General features: G+C 43.1%; 18 protein-coding genes. All 18 read right to left on the reverse strand.

Annotation, left to right across the window (positions count from 1 at the left end; genetic code table 11):
• Positions 1–10 precede the first annotated feature (10 nt).
• The 18 genes from ACO53F_RS06380 to ACO53F_RS06465 all read right to left on the reverse strand — a co-directional run bounded on the left by ACO53F_RS06380 (position 11) and on the right by ACO53F_RS06465 (position 22,182).
• Positions 11–694 carry a DUF4956 domain-containing protein gene (locus ACO53F_RS06380; protein ID WP_485137770.1) on the reverse strand — a complete coding sequence of 228 codons (684 nt, stop codon included), beginning with the start codon at positions 692–694 and terminating at the stop codon, positions 11–13.
• 25 nt (positions 695–719) lie between these two features.
• Positions 720–1,517, reverse strand: coding sequence for a polyphosphate polymerase domain-containing protein (locus ACO53F_RS06385; protein WP_485137771.1), 798 nt, complete (start codon positions 1,515–1,517; stop codon positions 720–722).
• Positions 1,507–3,225 carry a CotH kinase family protein gene (locus ACO53F_RS06390; RefSeq protein WP_485137789.1) on the reverse strand — a complete coding sequence of 573 codons (1,719 nt, stop codon included), beginning with the start codon at positions 3,223–3,225 and terminating at the stop codon, positions 1,507–1,509. Before ACO53F_RS06390 ends, ACO53F_RS06385 begins: the two co-directional genes overlap by 11 nt.
• 19 nt (positions 3,226–3,244) lie before the next feature.
• The gene (pelG, locus tag ACO53F_RS06395; RefSeq protein WP_485137772.1) at positions 3,245–4,717 is read right to left on the reverse strand and encodes an exopolysaccharide Pel transporter PelG; all 1,473 of its coding nucleotides are present in this window, start codon (positions 4,715–4,717) and stop codon (positions 3,245–3,247) included.
• Complete coding sequence (gene pelF, locus ACO53F_RS06400; protein WP_485137773.1) at positions 4,717–6,123, reverse strand: GT4 family glycosyltransferase PelF; 1,407 nt, start codon at positions 6,121–6,123, stop codon at positions 4,717–4,719. Before pelF ends, pelG begins: the two co-directional genes overlap by 1 nt.
• Positions 6,124–6,125: 2 nt before the next feature.
• A complete protein-coding gene (locus ACO53F_RS06405; protein WP_485137774.1) occupies positions 6,126–7,958 on the reverse strand; it encodes a DUF2194 domain-containing protein in 1,833 nt (610 codons plus the stop codon).
• A gap of 10 nt (positions 7,959–7,968) precedes the next feature.
• Complete coding sequence (locus ACO53F_RS06410; RefSeq protein WP_485137775.1) at positions 7,969–8,895, reverse strand: hypothetical protein; 927 nt, start codon at positions 8,893–8,895, stop codon at positions 7,969–7,971.
• A 41-nt stretch (positions 8,896–8,936) separates the two neighbouring features.
• Positions 8,937–10,706, reverse strand: a complete 1,770-nt coding sequence (locus tag ACO53F_RS06415) for a hypothetical protein (RefSeq protein ID WP_485137776.1) — start codon at positions 10,704–10,706, stop codon at positions 8,937–8,939.
• 1,792 nt (positions 10,707–12,498) lie between these two features.
• Entirely contained in the window at positions 12,499–12,897 is a 399-nt protein-coding gene (locus tag ACO53F_RS06420; protein WP_485137777.1) for a hypothetical protein, read from the reverse strand.
• Between the two features lie 11 nt (positions 12,898–12,908).
• Complete coding sequence (locus tag ACO53F_RS06425; RefSeq protein WP_485137778.1) at positions 12,909–14,180, reverse strand: hypothetical protein; 1,272 nt, start codon at positions 14,178–14,180, stop codon at positions 12,909–12,911.
• Positions 14,161–15,768, reverse strand: a complete 1,608-nt coding sequence (locus ACO53F_RS06430) for an AAA family ATPase (RefSeq protein ID WP_485137779.1) — start codon at positions 15,766–15,768, stop codon at positions 14,161–14,163. Before ACO53F_RS06430 ends, ACO53F_RS06425 begins: the two co-directional genes overlap by 20 nt.
• A 16-nt stretch (positions 15,769–15,784) precedes the next feature.
• Positions 15,785–17,008: a DNA cytosine methyltransferase gene (locus tag ACO53F_RS06435; protein WP_485137780.1), complete on the reverse strand. Its 1,224-nt coding sequence runs from the start codon at positions 17,006–17,008 to the stop codon at positions 15,785–15,787.
• A 2-nt stretch (positions 17,009–17,010) separates the two neighbouring features.
• Positions 17,011–18,090 carry a DNA cytosine methyltransferase gene (locus tag ACO53F_RS06440; RefSeq protein WP_485137781.1) on the reverse strand — a complete coding sequence of 360 codons (1,080 nt, stop codon included), beginning with the start codon at positions 18,088–18,090 and terminating at the stop codon, positions 17,011–17,013.
• Between the two features lie 563 nt (positions 18,091–18,653).
• Positions 18,654–19,925 carry a Y-family DNA polymerase gene (locus tag ACO53F_RS06445; RefSeq protein ID WP_485137782.1) on the reverse strand — a complete coding sequence of 424 codons (1,272 nt, stop codon included), beginning with the start codon at positions 19,923–19,925 and terminating at the stop codon, positions 18,654–18,656.
• A complete protein-coding gene (locus ACO53F_RS06450) occupies positions 19,922–20,272 on the reverse strand; it encodes an H-type lectin domain-containing protein (RefSeq protein ID WP_485137783.1) in 351 nt (116 codons plus the stop codon). The genes ACO53F_RS06445 and ACO53F_RS06450 overlap by 4 nt, the downstream gene beginning before the upstream one ends.
• A gap of 86 nt (positions 20,273–20,358) precedes the next feature.
• The gene (locus ACO53F_RS06455; RefSeq protein ID WP_485137784.1) at positions 20,359–21,219 is read right to left on the reverse strand and encodes a hypothetical protein; all 861 of its coding nucleotides are present in this window, start codon (positions 21,217–21,219) and stop codon (positions 20,359–20,361) included.
• A gap of 101 nt (positions 21,220–21,320) precedes the next feature.
• Positions 21,321–21,971 carry a CHAP domain-containing protein gene (locus ACO53F_RS06460; RefSeq protein WP_485137785.1) on the reverse strand — a complete coding sequence of 217 codons (651 nt, stop codon included), beginning with the start codon at positions 21,969–21,971 and terminating at the stop codon, positions 21,321–21,323.
• Entirely contained in the window at positions 21,955–22,182 is a 228-nt protein-coding gene (locus ACO53F_RS06465; protein WP_303886851.1) for a phage holin, read from the reverse strand. Before ACO53F_RS06465 ends, ACO53F_RS06460 begins: the two co-directional genes overlap by 17 nt.
• Positions 22,183–22,335 lie beyond the last annotated feature (153 nt).

The following is a 22,335-nucleotide window of genomic DNA, read 5'->3' on the forward strand; positions in this document are numbered from 1 at the left end:
TATTCATCTGTTAGCCGTGATACTCGCCATTGTATTGGATCAAAGTCACATCATCCACTGCCTCAAGGGCTTGGATTTTCTCCATAAAGAGGAAGTCATTTTGTGACTTGCAGAAGACCTCGATAGCAGCTTCGATACTGCCGTCTTTACGCATAGTGCGAGACTTGATGAAGAACTTCATCTTGCCAAAGGCTTGCACAATGGCATCCCCTGTTTCCAGACCTTTATAGTGAATAACCGCAATGTAGACCTTACCCGTCTCCTGACGGAAATAGAAGACCACAATCATCAGAATCACAATCAAGGCTGCACAGACCGACAGCACAAACATACCGGCCCCTAGCGTAATGCCCGAGGTAATGGCCCAAAAGAGATAGAGCAAGTCCATGGGGTCCTTAACTGCTGTCCGATAACGCACGATGGACAGGGCCCCGACCATCCCCAAGGAAATGACCACGTTGGTCGAAATGGCCAAAGTCACCATACAAGTCAGCACCGTCATCCCAACCAGTGTCACCGCGAAGCTACGCGAAAAGACCACGCCAGTATAAAAACGACGATAGACAAAATAGATAATGCAGCCCATAACAAAGGCTAGCAAGAGCGAGCCAATCAGCTTGGGCAAATTTTCAGCAGCAAAGCGCTGAGTTTCTATAAATGAACGTTTAATAACGTCTTGGACGCTAGTATTCATTCAAACCCCTCCTTCATCGACCACATTAGAAATGCTCATGGTCGAACCAATAATTGAAGCCATGTTTATAGGCTGTCTTTTCATAGCAGAGCACATATTTAGAGACTGCCGTATATTCCAAGGCTCCAGTCGGCACCAACTGACGCACGATTTGTGGCATAAGTTCCGTATATTTGACTTCTAAAATCAACTTGTCAGGTGGTAAGACTGGCAAGCTAGGCAACTTAGCATCAAAAATATCGAAGGAACCGACCGCTGCTCGAACATCTGTATCGAAGGTTACCCGCACCGTTCCAGCATCCAGAATCCAAGGCTCTCGTTCGTAGTCCACAATGACACGCGGACGCATCATATTGGTTACACATTCGATATAGAACTCACGAGCCAGAGAATGCGGGCTGTACTTAAGGAAATCATAGTTACCTAGCAAGATATCCTCTACCTGAGCTCGCGTCAGAGGCGCACTCTCCTTATAGATATAGGCGCCGAATTTCTTCTTGCGTTCAAGCCGAATATAGTGGTCCTGAAAGTTGTAAATACGAATCCGATACTTCTTCCGCATCAGAACCCCTGCATCTTTTTCTTCGTAGGCAGATTGCCAGTAGTCATCAAAATAGAGACTCCGAATGGTATAGCCACCACCCTTAACATGCTTGTCTAAGGCCAAGACAGGTGACAGGCGGCGCCGCAAGTTGTCTTGATCATGATAGGAAATCAGATACTTATTCTCATGTCGATAAGGCTCTCCTGGCGCTTGACTATCTTCTTGCCAAGTCAAGTTTTGAGATTTGCCCCATAAGGTGTTTAATAGCTTATTCTTCATAAACATCCTCACTAATCTTCCCATTTGACTGAATGAAGAAGCTCTTAACGCCGAAATGTTTACCGACTTCCGTGACATAGTAGTCGAAGGCATGGCGTGTCTCGCCAGCTTCATTAGTAGCCGTCACTCGGGCAAAATAGTGCCCTTTTTCCGGCATATCTAGAACTGTCTCGGGAAGGGATAAGCCTTCCTCCGTATGGATGACATCTTTGAATTCAAAGTCTTTGGCTACTTCAACCTTATAGGTCATCTTTTGCCCCTTCAAATCATAGGCCGCATCCCAACGGATTTTAAGTTTGCCGTTTTCGTCCTTCTCTGGAACCCCGATAAAGAATGGCATAGGCTTCTTGAGGCTATCTAGATAGTCCTGATAATTGCTCTCAATCTCCTGAGGAATTGCAGCCACTACTTCCTCATATTGGCTAGGCGTCAGGCCCAGATGTGTACTATCAGGTTCCTTGGTCACATAAGGCTGGACCGTTGCCCGATACTTGGCTACTTCTCGACTCAGATAGTCAGGCGTCAACTTGCTTCTCAAATCTTGAATGGTATCATCTAATTCCTTACGGAATGCCTCAGACTTAAGGGCACGTTGGAAGAGACGATTTCCCCAATAGTTGCTGATACCCGACTCCCAGGAGGTCTTACCCGCAAACTTCTCAATCTCATATTCTTTCTTGAAGAAGGCAGAATCATGATCCCAAGGGATAAAATACCAGCGCTGACTGTTCTGTGGGCTATAGAGATAGACATTTCGACTCTGAGTATCAGTGTTACCGATTAAAATCTGGAAGGCCAACCAGTAGGTTAGATTCTCCCGGTCAAAATAAGTATCCAAGGTCTGCTCAATGGGCTGATCCAAATCGTTGACCGCCTGTAACATCTCAATCAATTTACGGTGGTCGTGATCCCCTTTAATCTCTAGCAACTTCTCGAAGGCTTGCTTATCGAAATCTGGATCATTTTCTGGTTTAATGACCTCTTCATAGGGTAGAAATTCAAAGAAGTTAACCTTGTAAAGTTGGGCGTTACTATCCAGGCCATGTGCCTTAAGGCCAGCCCCATTGAGCTGTTCCACCTGGGTATAGAGGCCATAATCCACAAATTTATCTGGCTCAGAACCATTTTCATCCTTAACATAGAGATGAACAAATTGTGTCCGTAAACCCATGATTTGAGGAATGCCTCGAATCAAGTCATAAGCCAATTTGTTTCGAAAACGCAGGCCATCAGTTTGGTGCTTATTGAGGTTGAGGGTCCGCTGTCCCTGCCAGCTCCCCTTATTCTTCTTAAGCTTAATCTTGTAATTTTTCTGTTGATTACGGCTAGAAGTCTGACCACGAACCTGAACAGTCGCATTAGGCACTGTCTCATTGTAACCCACCTGACCTGCCAAGGGACCCGAGTCATCCCCTGCCTGTAAGATGGCCGCCACTTGATAACGTGGCACGCCCCATTTCTCGTAATCATAAGCAGAATAAGTATTGATTTCTTCCCAGGTGTGGTTGGTATTTTCTGACTCGATGCCTGACTTAATGGTCAGGTATAGGGTCTTAACCGACTGAGGGTCTTCTTGATAAAGCAAGTCCTTATCTCGCAAATGATAGTTACTTTCGGCAAATTCGACAGTATTCTCCTGACTGACCGAGGATGATGTGCTAGTTTCTTCTTGACTACAGGCTCCTAGGACACACGTCGCTAGAATCATCACCAGAAGCCCCGCTAGTTTAGGATTTTTTGGTGGCACGAGCGCCCACCCCTTTCAGATAATCATAAAGTCGACTTAATAAGCCTTCATGTGACACTAAGGTCATCGGCTGGGCACTGAGCGTATGGTACATTAATTTCTTAGTAAAGCGATCTAGGCGCCACAGAGCTAACAAGAAGAAAATACTTGCGGCCACTAAAAAACCAAACCCTAGAAAAGCACGATTAAAGAATTGCGAGGCCATGGTAAAGACTGGCGAGGCAATAGCGAAGCTGGCCGCCGCGATCAAAGCCCCCTTATAGTCCGTAAAGTATAAGAGCATGGACAAGAGGACATTAGCAATGGCGTAAATCCCATAGCCAACACAGAGAATACGGAAATAGCCTCGCATGAGGTCATTAATCCCTAGTGGGAGAATATCCAAAAGCGCATTCCCAGCAGAAATGGCTAGGACGGTTACGAACAATTGCTTCCAGGCCAAGGCCAGGAGTTCGCGAATCATAACCGTAATCATCTCTACTTCTGCTTCCTTAATATCAGCTAGGGTCCCCTTCTCGTTGAATAGGCCGTAGTAACGCTGATACTTAGGATAGAAATGGACTTCAGTTGCTAAGGCGAAGTTGATGGTTGTCACTAAAATCGTTAGGAAAGCCAAGAGCACCGGCACATCATAGACCTGCGAGGCATAGAAGAGACCTTCAACTCGGCTCCCCCAGGGGCCAAACCAAACCACAAAGATATGGCCAAAAATCCCGATATGCAAGAAGAAACCAATCAAGGTCAAGTCGAAGAACTTGTCCATCCACTTGAAGAAAAGGAAGGATTCCTTGAGCATTTCCAAATCCAAAGGAAAATAACGTGCCAGTAGGTAGACAATCCCCAGAAACATAAACCCATAACCCACGCAGACACTCAGCAAGAGCGCTGTTAAGGCTGGAAACTTAATGGCTAAGAGGCACCAACCTACCAAGAAAGTAATGACACTAGCTGCCAAAAAGGCCAAGAGAATCGACTTATAATCTTTGAGAGCAGTCAGGTACTGGACCCCATTCCAGACAAAAATCAATTCCATAAATAAGGTTAAATTCAAGACTAACTGAACAGACGTTAAGCCAGAAAATATCAGAAATGGCGTATATAATAAGGCACCTATTCCAATCATAGTAGCCGAAGAACCCCAAAAAGATGGAATAACGTAAGCTTCTTTCTCTTCATAAAGCATATCCGAGGCAAAACGTGTCACTGCATAAGAGAAAAAAGAATTGACAGTCAGGGAAGCCAAGATGGCGTAAGTAATCATACTGGTCAAAAAATCTCGATCCAAACGATTGAGGCCTACATAACCTGCCAAGTAGGAAATCCCGAAAATTAAGGTTCCCCCAAGGACCATGGGACCTGCATAAATCACGCCCGTATAGCCATAAGCTTTGGCACGTGAGAAGAGGCCTTTTTGGTCAAAGACCTTGCGTAATTCAAATCCAATCCCTGCCATTAGGCTCTCACCTCCTCATACATGGCCAAATAACCCTTGAGCATACGGTCATACTGATAATAACGCTGAACACGTTCCCGGCCAATGGCGCCCATTTTGAGCCGGTCTTCTTGCGAACGACACATGGCTTCCATGGCATCCGCCAAACCCTTCTGATAAGTTGGAGGCACAATGTAGCCGGCTATTCCTAAGTCATCACCTGGTCCACCTTCTAACAGTTCTCGACAGCAACCAACATCCGTTGTCACACAGGGACGCCCTGATGCCAGTGACTCTAAGACCGATAAGGGCTGAGCCTCCGAGATACTAGTCAGAATGGTAAAGTCTAAGTTTTCCATATAGGAAACAATATCCACCCGACCTGTAAAAATCACATTATCCAATTGCATTTGCTTAACCAAGTCATAACATTCTTGAGCATATTCCTCATCATCCACGCCACCCATAATATGGAGGCGGGCATTATCAAGACGGTTACTTAATTCGTAGAAAGCATAAAGCATGGTCTTAATGTCTTTAATAGGTGCCAGGCGCACAACCGCTCCAATATCGACTACACCATCTGGAATCTTGGCAGGAACAGAAGCAAAGCGCTGGACATCGATCCCATTCTCCACCACACGGCATCGTGCTGGATCACATCCAATCTCAATTTGAGTCAAACGCGCTTGGGTGAAAAGGCAAGAGATGATTTGGGCACGACTGTAAATAATATCCGATAACATGTAGAAAAACTTAATCCAGTGTTCCTTCATACTTGGTAACACCCAGTTGGAACGGATGATTTCTTCCTCTCGCTCCCGGGTATAGATACCGTGCTCACTCAACAAGATAGGCTTATCGTAGCGATATTGGCCTAAAAGCGCCAAAATTCCACTATAGCCGGTTGAAATAGCATGATAGACATCTGCCTGAGGAACAGACTGGCCTAAGAGATAGAAGACAGGCAAAAGCATCGAGCGAATGGTATGGAACACTTCAGCAAAAGCGTTATAGGCATATTGCTGTTCAACCATTTCAACCATCATCTCAAGGAAATTCTCACTCTGGAGGAAGTCAACAGGGTTCAGTTTCTTATCCTGATAGAGCTGGCAAAGCACCTGCCAATCAGGTCGGCCTGTCTCCATGACCTGTCTGAGTGCTTCTAGTTCTGGCGCCGTAAAATGATAATCAAAGAGTCGCTTACTTGGCGCCACATGTAGCGCATCATCTAGGAATACTTCATGGACTTCAACCACATTATCTGGTAACTGGTAGACAAATTGTCCTTTTGATTTGGACTTAGCCCCAATCACCCAGAGGACAAATTCGTGTTGAGGCATATTTTGGATGTATTGATGCATCCAAGTTGAGACCCCACCATGGACATAAGGATAGCTTCCTTCTAAAATCAAACAAATTCTCATCCTTATTCCTCACTCCAGTCCATGGTGACTTTGGCTTGCGTTGCTTTCAAGAGATAGAGATTCCCCGTTAAATGCGTCAGGGTTCCACCATTTACATGACTCCCCACTTGACCTTCATTGATACGCACAAAGAGATAAACCTCATCATAGAAATGCTCAAAAGTCCATTGAATGCCTGTATCAGTCACTTCTTGCTTAGGTGCTAAAGCTGCATAACGCTGTACTGCCCCAGATAACTGTGAGCCTGTGAGGTCACGTAGACTTGGTGCTGATTCCTTGAGCCAACTAATATAGTGTTCCAAGTTCTTCTTGAGAGTACCCCAGCCTAGTTCAGCCCCTCGATCAGTGTCCAAAGGATCATCCGGATGGATAAAGTGACTATTAACGAAATGCAGATTAAGCTCAGAGAAAGCCGCTAGCTGCATAAAATCATCAATTATCCCACCCGAAATAACACGAGGCTGTTCTACCATACCATCGGCAGCCCATTCAAATTCTTGTGCATAGGCGAAATCCCCGGGGAAATAAGTACTGGCAATGGTTTTAACTTCCGGTATCTCTTGAGTCAATACTGCTCGACCTTCCGGTGACAATACATTGGAAGGTGGAACATAGACCGATTTTTCCACATTAGGGAAGAGTTGTTCATTAAAGCGAACTAATTCCTTCATGGCCGATATCATAGCGGATTCATCCCAGGTATGATAAGAGTAGACCCCTTTATAGTCTAAGCTCTTAGGTGAAAGAGGTTGGTGGTTATAACCGTGATAGCCAATTTCACCACCTGAACGTAACAACATGTTCCCAAAATAAACGAAACGTGAAATATCTTCCTGGTCATGAACTTGGCCAGAAGTGTCATCTTCATAGTTTTCGATAGTAGCACCGGTATACTTAATGCCAAACTTATCGACAAAACTTAGCATGTCTACCCACCATATATTGGTGTAGAAGTCAGCCACATTGAGGTTATAGTCCCGCTTAACATACTTACCATCACCACTAGGTACTGGCGCCGGAAAGTCATCGAGATAGAAGGCTGACCCATTAATAACCGGATAACTTGAGACCTTGCCCAAAAGACTAAAGGAAGCCGCGTAAAGCCCACGCGTCACCTTGTTATAAATCCCAAAGTTATCGATAACGAATTTGCCTTTACCATAGCCATGTTCCCAAATCAGAGGTAAGACTCCTTGACCTTCCTTGCGACTTACAAGAACCTTAGTTTTTTCCGATAGGTCCACCTTAAGCGCTGAGTCAAATGGTTCCTCAATCACATACTCACGACCGCCACCAATCATGAAGTCTGGCTCCACATAGAGTTTGTCAACAAGTCCATGTTCAGCTTGAGATTGCTCAATTCCAAGAGCTTGCTCAATTAATGACAAGTGGCTAGACTTTTGTAGGGTCAAGGCAAATTGAACATAGCCCCCTGCTTCTACCCAGTCTCGTAAAGCCACTAGCTCATCATCTAAATCATCTAACTGAGAAACCAACATCACGACCTTCTCATAGTCAGTCAATTCTGGAAATGAATCCTTGGCGATGTCAATCTGCTTATAGCCAACCTTCATATCTTTAAGGATCTGTTGGAATTGCTCCTTGGCTAAGTTACTAGAGGGATCGCGGCTATCCGTCACAACCAATGTGTTAACTGGCACTTGTGATTGGGCTTGGTCCGCCGTCACTACGGGACCAGTTAAGTAAGTAAAGGGTTGTTTTTGGACTTGATAGCCAATCCCTTGACGTTCAATAAACAAAGCCGTAGCCAGGACCAAAAAGCCAATGAAGACTAAGACTAGGCCTCTATATCTGAAATGTTGCCATTTTTTCATGCAATCCCCCCTATGCTTGAATACGCCAAGAGTCAATAATTTGGCGATTATGGCGTGACAAATAGACTTGTCGTGTCTCAATATCTTGGTAGAATTGCTGCAAACCTAATCGATCACCTTGAGCGACCAAGGCCTGAAACTGAAAGACACGATAAGCTTCTTCCATTGGCCATTGAACTTGGCAGTAATCCAAGATTTGGCGCAGACGCTGTCCTTCTCCCAGTGCCAAGTACTGAGCTCCCAGTCTAAGGTAGTCCTTTAATTCATGACTAATCGCCACCTTTCGGCGCAATAAATCAATATATTGGCGTCGTGAGCTTTCAGCAAACTTCCCTGCCACTAAGCCAGAAGCCAGATAGTCTTCTAGCACTAGACAAAGCTGTTCAAGAGTCGTGATATCATCCGGTTGTTTAAGCAATTCATGCTTGAGTTCTTGTATTTTTAAATCATATTCCTTATGTAGCTCAGCTAGCATAACTGTCGCATAATGGACTACTTCCACGTCTTCATTCATACGCGCTTGTTGCAACAAAGCGACAACATTGCTTGGCTGGTCTTTGAGCATACTCATAGTCAATTCGCGTTTAATGGCCGAATCATTGAGTAATAGCGCTTCTTCAATCGGCACCCATAATCGCACATCCTCAGATGATTGCATAGAAAACGGTGCTTGGTCTTCCTCATCTGACACCAACTCATCCATATCCTGAGCAATTGCTTCCTGCTGACTCACCACAATAGACTGGAAGTCTTCACGACTGTACATGCGCCAGTAGACTAAAGCCACCGATAATGGGCCTATATATGGCATTAAAAGGATTGGTAGCCATAAAATTGGATGTAAGGTGACCTTGCGGGCCAGCATCTTGCGATAGAGGCCGTAAGCTAGGATGCCGTGTCCTAGCAATAAAACAAGCAAAATTAAGGTCGGTAGCATAATGGTCTCCCCTTCTTTTCTTTCTTACTAGTTGCCATCAATTAGCGCTTATTAACTTCCAGAGCATGCTGGAAAGCTATTTCAATTAAGCCAAAGATGACGCGGAGTTGGTTATAATGAGCCAAATCCATAGGGCCTAGCTGGTGTTCTTGTAAACCGATGACAATGACTAACTGACCATGATAGCGCAAGCCTGCAACATAATGTGGCAAATTAGGTTCTAGTTGCCGATTAAGCCAAAGTTCACCCGACATTAAGGGCTCCGTCAAATGACCAAGTGCCCCATCTAAGAGTGGGTTAGTTAAGGTCCGACTCAGGCCTGGTAGAGCCGCTAATTGGTTGGCTCCCGTTACCTGATAAAAAACTAAGGCCATTGGATCTACTAATTCTACTAGTAGTTCTTGAGCTACTTTAAGTACCGCTTCCGGTGTTGCTTGGTTGAGTCGCTCCACCCAACTATATAATCGGCCATAGGAATCCCGCCGTCCCATAATTTGCTTTTTCAAACTGGATTTTTCAAGTAGCATATCGCGATAGAGTTGGCGAACCAAATGTCCCTTATCCCGCAACAACTGGTTCTCTCTGGATAAAACTGCTTTGTCATGCAAGGCCTCCGCCCGCAAACGGCCTACCATTGCCCCTGTCACCAGGTAGACCACAAAAGGTACCCAATTAAGCGGGTCATAGAACAAGGTAATCCAGTTATTACCGGAAGTAATGTAGATGTAGAGCAGGCCAATAGTAGATAAACTTGCTGCCAATAGCCCCATAGATATACCGCCCGTCATAGCCATCATCACAATGAAAAGCAAGCGAACGTCAATCACTCGGAATTGTTGTTGGTTTCTTAATAAAAGTGCAAAGACTTCCGATAAGCCAAATAAGAGCAAGAGTTCGAGAATACGTACAATCGTCGGATGTAGGCCCATCCAAGTCTTCAAATCCTGCCACCAAGCAAAGATGGACGTATTTACTTTACCTAAGTAGGATTCTTTTAAAATCCGTTGCCAGTCTTCAAGTGGATTCAACTGCGGGAACCAACCATAACGTGACCGTAGTGAAGGTTCCGTCACCTGGCTAGCATCAACTTGCTGCAAATTACCTTTGGCAAAGCTGATTGGCACCTTCGGTTGTAAGTGATGCATGCTTAAGGCTAAATCTTGATAGGTCAATTTAAAGCTATTTGGCACCATTAAGAGTTCTGATTCATCCGTCCAATCATCCAAAACCTTATGCAATAGGCTGGCCAAATCATAAATATGTAAGAAGAGGAAATCACTCTCTCGGTTTTCTTTGAAACGCGCAGGCTTACCGGTAGCCCATTGGCTAAAAATCCGATCCAAATAATCAGGGAATAAATGGTCTGCATAGAGATGTGGCAGACGAATGACCTTGACTGCTACTCCATGGTCATGCCCCTCGAACAAACAGAGTTGCTCATAACTTTGTGCCAATTGAGTGCCCTGTTGCTTATCTTGGTATCCAGCTTGTGGACCCTCCAAATAACAAAAGCGCTGAATTTTATGGGTTTTACAAGCCGTTAGTAACTGTTGAAGTGATTCCCCTTCCCCAACTTCCTGAGAATGCAAGGTGAGGAAGTTTGAGAAGAAGACTACCTGGTCAATATCATAGGTGTCAAAAATCTCCTCCAAGGCCCAGTCCTTATTATCAGGAGATAGCACCGTCAAACGTTGTCGATAGGAAGATTTTAGATCGCAGGCTCCCAAAATAATGACACGCATGTCGGGAAAGGCTTCTTGGATAAATTCTCGCGTCAGGTACCGCGTGTTTCCAGTTACAAGTATGTTCATGATTGTTTCTTACCCCTCGAATTTCTTTTGTGGCAGCGTCTCTTTGTAATTGCCGAAACCGCCTATAATCATCACAATATAAATAGAAATGAATTTGTAAGTTATAAGACGGAATTACAAAATAAAATCTTAGATGCTTGTCTTTATGCACCTAGATAGCCCCTGCCCTCAGGTCGGCCCTATTATATCATTCTATAAATGTAGGTCAAAGATTATCTCATTTTGGTAGGGGGTCGTTACCAAAAAGTAATCCTTCTGTAACAAAATTACCCGCTTCTTTGGTGATTTCATCACAACCTTACCTTATCCTCACTTTCCTCTCATAATTGCATTTGCAACCGTTATCTATTTTTTGCCAGAAATTTTTTATAACATAAATTTGCATTGGTATTTACAAGATAACTAAATACTATTGATAATATCGTTAAAATAATATCTATCATTTGAATACTAAGAATCTAATGGAATAATTTTTTGTTCCAACTGTTAATAAATAAATGGAGATGTCTGTTTATAAATGCCAATCTGATTATCATATCGTAAGTAGAAATGGCATAATGAATTTAAAATCAAGACAAGTTTCAACTATATTTTACCTACTTTTCCCGCATAAAGGACTAGACAAAAAAATGACTTTCTTACTTAGCTAACAAAAGCTACTATTAATAATATAAGCTAGTATCTAATTAGATAGTCACAATGCTCCTTTACTCACCTAGCGACCTAACTTGATAAGCTCCAAGTAAACAAAAAAAGAACCCCAATCGTCCAAAGACGATTGATGGTTCTTTTCATGTTTCGGTATGTTAGCGCCCGCGTTCTTTGATTGAATAAGTTATCAGTTATTGCTATCTATTTGCAAACAGCGATAAATCAATCCTTTTCGCTTTGACAGTTTGCAGGGATAGGCATGAGATTCAACGCATCAGACAATATCTCGTACAATTCAACCGCTGAACTATTCTTGAATTTTATTTAAGAGGACTTTGGCTCCACAGGAACCTATTACTTACCACTACTCTATTCTGGTTCGATAAAATAATCGAAACCAGTACCAAGTCATCCGCTAGGCCAGTGGGAAATACCTTTCAGGTGTCACAAATCGTGGCACCTATTTTTTCTTCCAGAAAAACCATTCCCCTCACGGGGGCCGGTCACCGGCGCGTTCCCGGCTGCATTGCCTACGGCAATTCCGCTCGACCACCAATGCCCAGCCCCCGTGAGGGGAATGGTGGTGGCCAGATCTAGCCAATGGTCACATAATGAACCTATAGCACCCCATAGCCGACACTGAGTCATGGTAGTTATACCCTGCCGTGTTCCTATGTCTAGATTAGACTACATTTCATCAATTCAATCTGCCTGTTTGCAGAAGATCTCTACTCAAGCTATATGCCTCTGCTTCAGATAACTCTCTATAATCTTTGAAGTCGATATCTCGCATTCTCTCCTGCCAATAGATACTTCTAACCCACCCCTGCTCTACATCATATACAAAAATCGTGGAACCGTCAGAGAGTAGCAATTTGGAATCTTCGGTAGTTGTGACATAGTACTTAGGTGACTTTAGTCTTTTAAACATCATCTACACCCCCTCAGGCAAAGGAATTCAAACGCAGGACAGCCCGCCGGCCCCAAGCTACGCTTCGAGCCGTCTACTAGCTTATGCCACATTAACCTGGCGAGCCAGTGTTGCGCCGGATCCGCACCTCTGAACAAATAAGCGAAGAGATTTGAACAGTTTTATAATAAATAGTCCCTAGAATCATATTTAGAACCCAAGGACTATCCTTTATAGTATACCTAGTATATCCTTGCTGATATCAATAAACTGCTCATCAATATCATATGGCATAAACTTCAGTGCGACAGTCGTATAGTGATGCTCACCTTGATATTCATAGAGAGAACCATACACCATCATTACTAGGAATTGGTCATCACTAACTAACAAGTCTATACCATTTTTACAGTCGTATCTCTCAGAAATAGTTAAGAAATCGTGTAGATTACACGACAAAGTCTCTTGAGGCTTAATGCTATTCCTAGGGTCTTGGTATTTAGCTAGAACTGCACATGAGTAATTTGGTTGTTCATTTATTATTTGAGCTAGTATTGCTATTTCCTCATGATGCTCTTGTTCTTGAATCTCGTCCATTTCTAAGGCACTAACCGTAGTTAAGTGGATCATATACTCTCCTCCTAGTTCAGATAATCTTCCATAACTTCCTTGATAGGTAAGTAATGCTCCCAAATAATTATTTTTTCTTCTATATTATTGTAATAGTTTGGATTCATCTCTAAGTGCTTCCGGCTACCCATAAGTTTACCATGGGGCTCAGTTGGCGCAATAAGCGCGCTGTGGGTAATGTCGGCTTGATTTCGTAGGAAGGCGTGATAGGAAACTTGTTTGTAATTCAAGTCAGTGATTTCATTATAGTACTTTGCATCAAAGATGTATTGAATACTTCTGGCTTTTGAATCAGTTTCAGTTGCATAATGATCTGGCTGAAGCCGAAATTTTCTTGCAGAGTCTACATGTTCAGTAGTTTTTTGAAATTTGAGTTTCTTATCCCCATTCTTAATGAATACTAATCCTTCTTTTGAATATCCCACATTAGAAATACCGCCTTCTGAGTGGTTGATTCCCACAAAATGCTTCCTAAGATAACTCTCAACCATTGATTCCCAAACCAATTCAAAATTATAGTGTTTAATAAAGATACTTCCTGAATTATCCAACTCAGAGTAAAAATTTATAAGGTCTCTAATTAGCTTTTTATGAATATCTTTAAACATCTCTCCTTGAATTTTACGAAGTCGTCTTATGACATACATCTTGTTGTTCCAAAAATCAAGTTTCTCACTTCTAGTCAAGGATACTTTTTCTTTAATTAAGAATGGAAAGGTATCAATAGTATAGGTAAGGGCGAATGACATGCACTCACTTAAAAACACATCTCTATCCAGGGTTTTCTTAATATGAAGAGGTACAAATATTAAGTTTCCTCTATTGATAATGTTTGATGATTTTCGAATTGTATCCTTCCAGGATATTTTGCCCTGGTAACCAGGTTTCGTTATCTCATAGCTTTCTCGATATAACCCATACTGCTTGTAGTACTTAAGAATATTATAGAAAGCCTGAAATGGATATGAAATTTCGAAATCATCGGAGTCTGCGCTATATCTATACCCCTCTTTTACTTGCTGCTTAAGTAAGACCCTAAATAATAGCTCCGCATCATATTCGCTTATAGAATCTAATTTTGGATTGTAGTAGTGCTTTGGCAGAGAGACAAGAACGTCACTATCTGGCCTAATTACAATCCCCACAAAGTTATTTATCGGTTGATTTTTCCGATAGAAGTTGAAATCTCTATTTTCTGCGGATAGCGAGAAGCTCTTTCTATTTTCTTCTAACAGCGGTTGACCATCAATTTGAAAAACAATCTTACTCTTCCGTTTCGGCATTTGACTCACCTTCAGTTACTGAAGTGTCTGCCTCAGTTGGCGTTGTATTAGAATTTGGTTTGCCTAAGCTATTAAGGAACAAAGTACTAAATACCCTCTCTCCAGATCCAAACTTTTTGTATAAGGCAGAGAAGTTCTTGATCGCGCTAGAAAATAGTCTTGCGTTAAACGATGCTTTATCGACATCTTCCCACAAGTATTGAAGTAATTTATTCTGAATCAATGTTTGATTACGTTCACTGTAGTCTTGGTCGGCAAATTTAATAAAGAACTGGCCTATTTGCTTATCCTCACCTAACTCCATCTCACTAGTTATATAATCATTGACAGCTTGATAAAATTCACACCAGCTAATTTTACTTCCTCTCTGATATTCAATTTCTGGGTTATTCAAAAATTCTCCATTGGCCCCTATCACTGGTTCAGTGGATACGTACTCCCATTCAAAACGTCGTTTAAAGGCTGTGTCCATGACAAACACATTTTGGTCATTTGTATTAACAGTCCCGCGTATAAGGAGATTGGCTGGCAATCGTATATCATCATTTTCGCAGTTATCACCGTGTATTTCTTTAGCGATAATAGGGTTTGAAATCTTATACTGCGAAACGCCATTATCGTTTCGGTCTAACAACTGAAACAAGTCACCAAATACAGCTGCAACGTTTGCTCGCGATAATTCTTCGAGTACTAAATAGACAACTCTTGACGGTAATTCTATTGCCTTCTTCAAGGCGTTCGTAAAGACTCCTGGCTTAAAGTCATAAGTAATATCCTCACCATTCTTAACTGGCATAACTTGCCCAACAAAATCACTGTAGGTATATTCTGGATGTAGACTTGTACGAACCACATATTCAGCAGGTTCTTCCTCTATATAGTCAGGGTACATTGATTTGATTTCCTCAGAAACACCATAAGACTTACCAGTACCTGGTGCTCCATAATAAATTTTATTCCAAATTAAATCAACTTGACCTTCTCCGACATCATTTGGTTGAACCTGATTGCCTATAGACACATCTTGCTCAATTTCCTGGAGATCTAGCGGTTCTTCGTTATTAAGAATTTCAAGCATCAACCGATTGTCATACATGCTGAAGTAAGATTCTAGATTATCCTTATGAATACAAGAGATATAAATCCCTTGTTGTGTTCTAAGGCGCTCAAAGCTCCCGGTAGGCTGAAAAGATCTGCTGAAGTTTATTTGATTCCCCACATCACCCCGTCTTGCGCCAACATTCCCGGAAGTCTGTTGTAGAATACCCTCAGGACATTCCAGGGAAAAAACATATTCATTACCATATAGTTCCGGTCGAACTCCAAGGTAAAAATATTTCAAATGATGCTCTAAAGCGTATTGATTAGTGACAATTCTCTTGCTTGCGCCACTATCTCTAGCATCAAAATAGCGCTTGTTCGCACTAGAGTTATATCCAATTGGGGCTAGAAAAACAACAACTTTCTCCCCATTGCTAAGTTCGATTACTTGCCCCTGACCACCCGTATTATCAATTACCTCAACTACTTCAAAATCACTGAGAATATCTTGGAAGTCTTTAAGTGCCGCTGTAGCATTATATACCATAGTAATTTGCTCCTTGCTATCTGGATTCTGCTTTCTTTAATATGTCTAATAGTATAGGTACCGATAGAGCCAATTTTTTGGCAAATACTGGTGGGACAGCATTCCCAATCATTTCATAGTTATCACTTTGACTCTCTTCAAACATGAAATCATCATCAAAGGTTTGAATTCTTGCAGCCTCACGTACAGTTATTGTCCGTTTCTGTAATGGATCAGGGTGGATATGTCTCAATCCATCTTTCTTAAGATGTGCAGGAATAGTATTGCTTGGCATATTCCATCTAAGTACATGATACTTATGAATATTTGATTGCTTCCCTGTGTATTTATAATACAGAGATTTCAGCGCTTCAATCGAAGCGTACTCCTCACGCCCAGATTCAATATCCTGTGCGAGAATACTAAATATTTCTTGATCTCTCTGACTATGGTATCTAGCTACGTGTCCGTTGATGCCACTATTATTATCATATGCATTGCGTCTAGATGGAACCTCAAGTGGATAGATTGGTGGCAAATCAGCAATAGCGTCTTTTACAGTTTTTGTTTCTTCTTGATGCTTCGCTAAAATATCAACATAAAAATGCTTCAGTATCTCTTGATAGTCGATATCAGAATCTTTGCGAATCCCAATAATAATCACCCTTTTTCGGCGTTGTGGAACCCCATACTTCGATAGATCAATTAAAGCAAACTGTCTTAAATCATCAATAATTTCATACCCGATATCATCAAAGGCTTTGCGAATTAACTCGGTGATTTTTTCCCCTGTTGGAATCGCACTAAGTATTCCCTCAACATTCTCAAATACGATTACTTTCGGCATAAATGCCTTGACGACTCTTATGTATGCCTCAAATAGAAAGTTGCGATAATCGTCTTTCATTCCATTTACGTCACGAACTCTCCCCGCAAGAGAATAGGCTTGACATGGTGGCCCTCCAGAAATCAAATCAACTTTATTATCCCCTACTAGTGAATATAATCCTTCACTTGACGCAAACTCAGCATCTTTGGACCACCCATTCAATAGTTCTTCTGTACGCTGAATATCAAAATGTAGAATTCTATCGTCTGCATCTAACATTTTATATTTAGTTAACATTCTTTTCTTAAGTGTCCGCACTTGAGGAATCTTCCACTCTACTGAGGCAAGAAGGTCATACTTACCGGTCTGCTCAAAACCATCCGCTAGTCCACCAGCTCCGGCAAACAGCTCAATTGTTCTTAATCTGCTCATTCTCAACCCTTCTTAAAATGGGATTTCATTTTTTCGGCAATAGCTTGTGCCAATAGAGGAGGCACTGCATTACCAACTTGTCGATTCTGTTGAGTCTTAGTCCCCAAGAATTTAAATCTGTCTGGGAATGACTGTAACCTAGCGTTTTCTCTCACTGTAGGAACCCGATTCCACTTATAGTGGAAATGATTACGATGCCCAGTATCAATAGTCTTAGATGGTTTTTGACTATGGTATCGAGTCCATGCTTCATTAAATTTTCGTGATTCGCCTACGCCTGGTGGTAAATCTTTATAGTTTCCACCTTCTGGAACTTGACTAATCACCCACTGAACCTCTTCTGTGTGACGAGTACCGATATGATTATGAATTGTATCTGATCCCTCTCGCATCATTTGTTGGTATTCACTTACAGCCTCAGTTTCATATGCCACATCTTCATGACCAAGGTCATACTCTAATGAAGGTAAATCAGATATTGCGTCAGCAGTACCTATATAGTTTTCTGGTACCAAATATGGAGAAGGAAATTCAAAAGTGGAATATCCTTTTTCTTTCTTAAACCCTACGAAAAACATTCTTTTTCTCATTTGCGGCACACCGAAATCAGCTGCTAACAAAGGCTTATCGGTGACTGAAACTGCATACCCCATATCTTCGAATGTATTGACAATCTGTTCTTTTACTTTTCCGCCATACAAGGTAGCCATCCCTGGTACATTTTCAATTAGAAACGCATCTGGTTTAAAATGCTTAACCGCATGTACCACTGCAACATATAACTTATTCCTTGAATCATTTATATCTCGAGAGCCAGTTAAACTAAAGCCTTGGCACGGGGGGCCAGCAATAATAACATCTACTTTCTTTCCGTCAATCGCTTTTTCAATATCTGCGATTGCTTGCTCTTCATCAAATAAATCAGTTTTCACGCTAGTAGCATTTTTGAAGTTATGGGCGTATGTCTTTAACGCTGCATCATCAAAGTCTATGCCAGCAATAATATTAAAGCCTGCTTGCTCAAACCCCTGACTAAGCCCGCCTGCTCCCGAAAATAAATCTATCGTATTTAGTTTTTTCATGTTTTCCTCACTATCTTATCTTACATATTCTGAATTTCGTTAGTCCCGAAAAATTATCATTTGTGTTTCTCTCTAACTCATATATAAACACGTGTTTAGAATACACAATCACTAGTTCATTATATCAACAAAAACAGAAAAATGATACTTTAAAAACCCATCAAAGCCTACTTAACCAAGAATTTAGTTACGATATATGTATTACTTCACCTTTATGAATTACACTCAGATAATTATGCATTTCTGCCTGCTATAATAATGTAACTTGTCATATATATTCCCTTTTCTATTTTCGTTCTACTCGTGGGGCTCGGCCCCACACCCTCGCCAGCGTGGCGCGCTGGACCCGCACCTCTGGACGGATGCTGGGGAAGGGTTATGACGCTGCCCAATCCCCCATGCAATTCGTCCGTCGGTGGTCGACTGGAATAACACAGAGGCACTCCTGTCAAGGCTAAACCTACGGCGTCTATTCAGCCGGCCTTGACAGGAGTGTCTCTGTGTTATGGAAGCGGGAACTCGCCGACGGACGAATTGCATGGGGGATTGAATAAGTGGCAATCTTATTCTTTATGTCCACCAATAAGGCCCGCTCTCTTTATGGCCGTTGCCCCAGGCAGGAGACTACTCGCATGCACCAAACTACCGAACCCATAGCGCTCGCGTATCTTATCTACCGCCTTATCAAGGGCCTCCTGCTCTTTGACTTCTTCCACATCCTCAAACAGGGACAGTTGCTGATAGTCCTTGGGGCGTAACTTACCCGCTGAGATGCCGATACTGCGGACTGGTTGAGGCAGGTAGTGTTTCTTCAATAGATAGATGGCTCCCTCAATGACCTTGTGGCTAGCGTCCGTGGCCTCTATTTGCATTTGGCCACCAGAATGGCGGGGAATTTCATCATGCGCGTAACCAATGAAGAGCGACAGCTCGCTGGCTAATTGATGACCTTTCCTAAGACGCGCGGCCACCTGCTCGGCCATTTCCCGAAGGACTAGGGCCACTTCTTCCATGGACCAATAGTCGCGCTCCAGGATTTGCGAGGCGCCATAGGACTTGCTGACTTCCTGATAAGGTTGGTGGATAAGGCTACCGTCCAAGCCGTTGGCATGATGATAGAGTTCTAGGCCCAGGACCCCGAAGTGGCGCTTGAGCTTTCGCGGATCTGCGTGAGCCAGTTGTTTCACTGTATATATACCCAATCGCTCTAGGGACGCCTTAGTCCGCGAACCGATGCCCCAGAAGTCCGACAAATTCTCCATTTTCCATAGGGTCTCAGGCACCCGCTTATAGGACCAGTAGGCCAGATAAGGAGGCTTCTTCTTGGCTGCATTGTCCAGGGCTAGCTTAGCTAGTAGCATATTATCCCCAATGCCCACACAGGTCGGGATTCCATAATGCTTCATAACCTCGGTCTGAATACGTCGGGCAATCTGATAAGTCGAGCCAAAGAGCGCATGGCTCCTGGTAATGTCCAGGAAGGCCTCATCAATACTATAGGGGTGGCAATCCTCAGGAGCCACATATTGCAGAAAGAGGCGGACGATTTCCTGGTTGCGCTGGACGTACAGGCCCATGCGTGGCGGGACCAAGAAAATCTCAGGGTCCCGCTTAGGCAATTCAAAGACGCGCGTCCCAGTCTTCACCCCATATTCAGCCTTCATACGGGGACTGGCCGCTAGGACTAGCCCACCCTTAAGATGCGCGCGGGAGACCACGCAGAGCTTAGTCGTCATGGGGTCTAGGCCGCGCTCGGCGCACTCTACACTTGCGAAGAAGGACTTGCAGTCGATACAGAGAATATCGCGTTTGGGAAAGCGTGGATCGTCCGTCATTCAAACCACTTCACTTCCGGCAAAGCCTCAACGTGGCGAATATCCTCGTATTCAATGGGCATGCGCTCCAGGATTACATAACCTTGAGCCCGCCCAATGATGCGCCCGATATGGTAGACATGGCGCTCTTCCCAGGTGCTAGATAAGGTTACTTTGACCCGCTCCTGATAGCGAAAGGCCCGTGTCAGGGCCTGGTCAATTTCTTCTGCTGTCATCTGAGGCGGCGCCTGATAAGGTTGCTTAAATTCGTTCATGACACTATTGAGACTGAGGCGTAGCTCAGGGCTTGAATAGAAGGGCCGCCACTTCTTCATGCCACGGTCCTCATAATCGGGTACTACTTCCATTTTTATCACCTCACACCCATATAATACGAACGTATGTTCTGTTTGTCAAGATAAAAAGACAGGCCGGGTAAGCCTGTCATTCATGATTAACTACTCTTCGGATTTGATACATCTATATCAATTATATCCTTCGAAGGTATAGAGACTCCCTCCTTAAGCGTCACAATTGCAGAAGAATGAGCTACTTTCTCATCTTTACTCATATAGTCATTAAGGTTAGCAAAGTATTTTCTGTATATATATTCAGCCTTAGTTTCAAAATCCGTCCTAGCATCAAAATCCGTTGGAATATGTATGTTATCAATCGGGACCAATGTAGTATAAATCCGAGTTTCCCGATTATGTTTATAATCTTCTACTATTCGGTCTGGGTCTTCGAAGCCCAGTAACGACACTGCATCTCTAAACAAACACAAAATTTCCGGGAAATAAAAATATTTTAACCCACTAGTGAGTCCTAACTCCTTAATGGGAAACAAATATCCACTAATTCTAGAGTCTTTGTATTCACCCGTTGATAGCCTCAGATCAAGTCTTGATTTACTAAGGTGCTCCTCGCTAAGTTGTAAGTCGTTGTATAACACGCCAGTTATCCTATCGCCTTCATGCAAAAATGCAAATCCATGTACTTCAAGATACTCGCTTAGCTCCGTCCTTTGGGTTAACAATTTGTTTAATGGTAGTAAGCTATCAATTTTTTTCCCCGGATTAAGCGTATGCCCAATGTGGTACACCAAAATATATTTGAATTTATCAATGTTCTTTGATACCTTTGCCTTCACGCTCTCTCTTATATCATCTGGAATATTTTCATCCCACGAATCAGTACATGGCTCTACTGAGCTACGTGAAGCATAGGCTTCAAATTCTTCATCTGTTATATCAAATAGTTTTCTTAAGCTAATTTTAAAGCTTGTTTTATCTCTAGTGTCAATTATATTATCCATTTTGCCCTCCTAAATGCTGTAGTCCCTTAGTTGTATTATATGATTCTACTCCATTCTTATCAATAAAAGTAACCTGTAAGCTAAGCTCACAGGTTAATATACTATTTTAGTAATGAATTTACTTTTCTCTGTATTACATCATAATCGAATCCAGCCTGAGTCAACTCTCTAACCCGTTCTTCTCCATTCCCATACTCACCCCGAATAACATCCCAGGCTACTGAGGTAATCAGGGCGTCACTAGGTGAGGTGTCTTCTGATGATGCGGGGGCCGGCTCTTGGCTGTCCTGGTCGTAGCGTGGTCTGGCATAACCCGCAATAGCCTCGTGGTTCCAGTCGTAGTAGGCGCGGGCCACTCGGCCATTATAATTACCTTCTAGGGTACTGATAGACCCGTCTGCTTGGACTCGCTCTACAATACCGATATGGTCTACTGGCCCACCGTCGAAGTTGAAGATGACAATGTCTCCTGCTTGTGGCCATTCCTGGCCTAGCCAGATGCCTTGTTCCTGGAACCAAGCTAGGTGGCGTGGTACTCCACACTCTCGGCCAATTAGGTGGCTAATGCCTGCTTCATCCCCGCAGACGGTGACGAAGATATCGCACCAGTCGTCTCCGTATTGGACTCGGTAGCCCACTGGGATAGGGCTGACTGAATTATAGGCATCTACCATGGTCAAGTGGTCGTCAGACCATTGGCTAGTGCCCAGGTAGCTCTGGGCTACTCTGATAAGTTTATCTGCCTGTCCCATGGTCGTCACCGCCCTTCTTCCAATAGTCTAGGCTGGACTTCTGAATGAGTGCGCCAAGGAAGACAGCGACTAGGTTAATGGTGGCCACTAATTGGCTAGTGGGCGCCCAGGCATAGAGGTCGCCTAGGCCTGAAGCTAGGACGGCTAGCGCGGGCAGGAAGATTAGTACCAGCCACTTGAGCGCATCATAGTATCTATTGTCTAAGTTCATTTGCTTATTTCCTTTCTTCTAGTAGGGTCTCAATCTTAGTAATGCGTAGATCCATTGAAGCTAGTCTATCGTCTATGGTCTTGACGACTAGCTTATTAGCTTCAATCTCTAGCTGCATCTCATCTATGCGGAGGATGAGGCTCTGGATGGCAG

The organism is Abiotrophia sp. (assembly GCF_057275535.1).

What these genes read in the sequence shown, in the direction of transcription:
- ACO53F_RS06455 (WP_485137784.1), bottom strand. Translation starts at nt 21,219, where the DNA reads ATGGATAATATAATTGACACTAGAGATAAAACAAGCTTTAAAATTAGC.
- ACO53F_RS06435 (WP_485137780.1), bottom strand. Translation starts at nt 17,008, where the DNA reads ATGAGCAGATTAAGAACAATTGAGCTGTTTGCCGGAGCTGGTGGACTA.
- ACO53F_RS06425 (WP_485137778.1), bottom strand. Translation starts at nt 14,180, where the DNA reads ATGCCGAAACGGAAGAGTAAGATTGTTTTTCAAATTGATGGTCAACCG.
- ACO53F_RS06440 (WP_485137781.1), bottom strand. Translation starts at nt 18,090, where the DNA reads ATGAAAAAACTAAATACGATAGATTTATTTTCGGGAGCAGGCGGGCTT.
- pelF (WP_485137773.1), bottom strand. Translation starts at nt 6,123, where the DNA reads ATGAGAATTTGTTTGATTTTAGAAGGAAGCTATCCTTATGTCCATGGT.
- ACO53F_RS06415 (WP_485137776.1), bottom strand. Translation starts at nt 10,706, where the DNA reads ATGAACATACTTGTAACTGGAAACACGCGGTACCTGACGCGAGAATTT.
- ACO53F_RS06390 (WP_485137789.1), bottom strand. Translation starts at nt 3,225, where the DNA reads ATGATTCTAGCGACGTGTGTCCTAGGAGCCTGTAGTCAAGAAGAAACT.
- ACO53F_RS06410 (WP_485137775.1), bottom strand. Translation starts at nt 8,895, where the DNA reads ATGCTACCGACCTTAATTTTGCTTGTTTTATTGCTAGGACACGGCATC.
- pelG (WP_485137772.1), bottom strand. Translation starts at nt 4,717, where the DNA reads ATGGCAGGGATTGGATTTGAATTACGCAAGGTCTTTGACCAAAAAGGC.
- ACO53F_RS06420 (WP_485137777.1), bottom strand. Translation starts at nt 12,897, where the DNA reads ATGATCCACTTAACTACGGTTAGTGCCTTAGAAATGGACGAGATTCAA.
- ACO53F_RS06445 (WP_485137782.1), bottom strand. Translation starts at nt 19,925, where the DNA reads ATGACGGACGATCCACGCTTTCCCAAACGCGATATTCTCTGTATCGAC.
- ACO53F_RS06465 (WP_303886851.1), bottom strand. Translation starts at nt 22,182, where the DNA reads ATGAACTTAGACAATAGATACTATGATGCGCTCAAGTGGCTGGTACTA.
- ACO53F_RS06380 (WP_485137770.1), bottom strand. Translation starts at nt 694, where the DNA reads ATGAATACTAGCGTCCAAGACGTTATTAAACGTTCATTTATAGAAACT.
- ACO53F_RS06460 (WP_485137785.1), bottom strand. Translation starts at nt 21,971, where the DNA reads ATGGGACAGGCAGATAAACTTATCAGAGTAGCCCAGAGCTACCTGGGC.
- ACO53F_RS06450 (WP_485137783.1), bottom strand. Translation starts at nt 20,272, where the DNA reads ATGGAAGTAGTACCCGATTATGAGGACCGTGGCATGAAGAAGTGGCGG.
- ACO53F_RS06385 (WP_485137771.1), bottom strand. Translation starts at nt 1,517, where the DNA reads ATGAAGAATAAGCTATTAAACACCTTATGGGGCAAATCTCAAAACTTG.
- ACO53F_RS06430 (WP_485137779.1), bottom strand. Translation starts at nt 15,768, where the DNA reads ATGGTATATAATGCTACAGCGGCACTTAAAGACTTCCAAGATATTCTC.
- ACO53F_RS06405 (WP_485137774.1), bottom strand. Translation starts at nt 7,958, where the DNA reads ATGAAAAAATGGCAACATTTCAGATATAGAGGCCTAGTCTTAGTCTTC.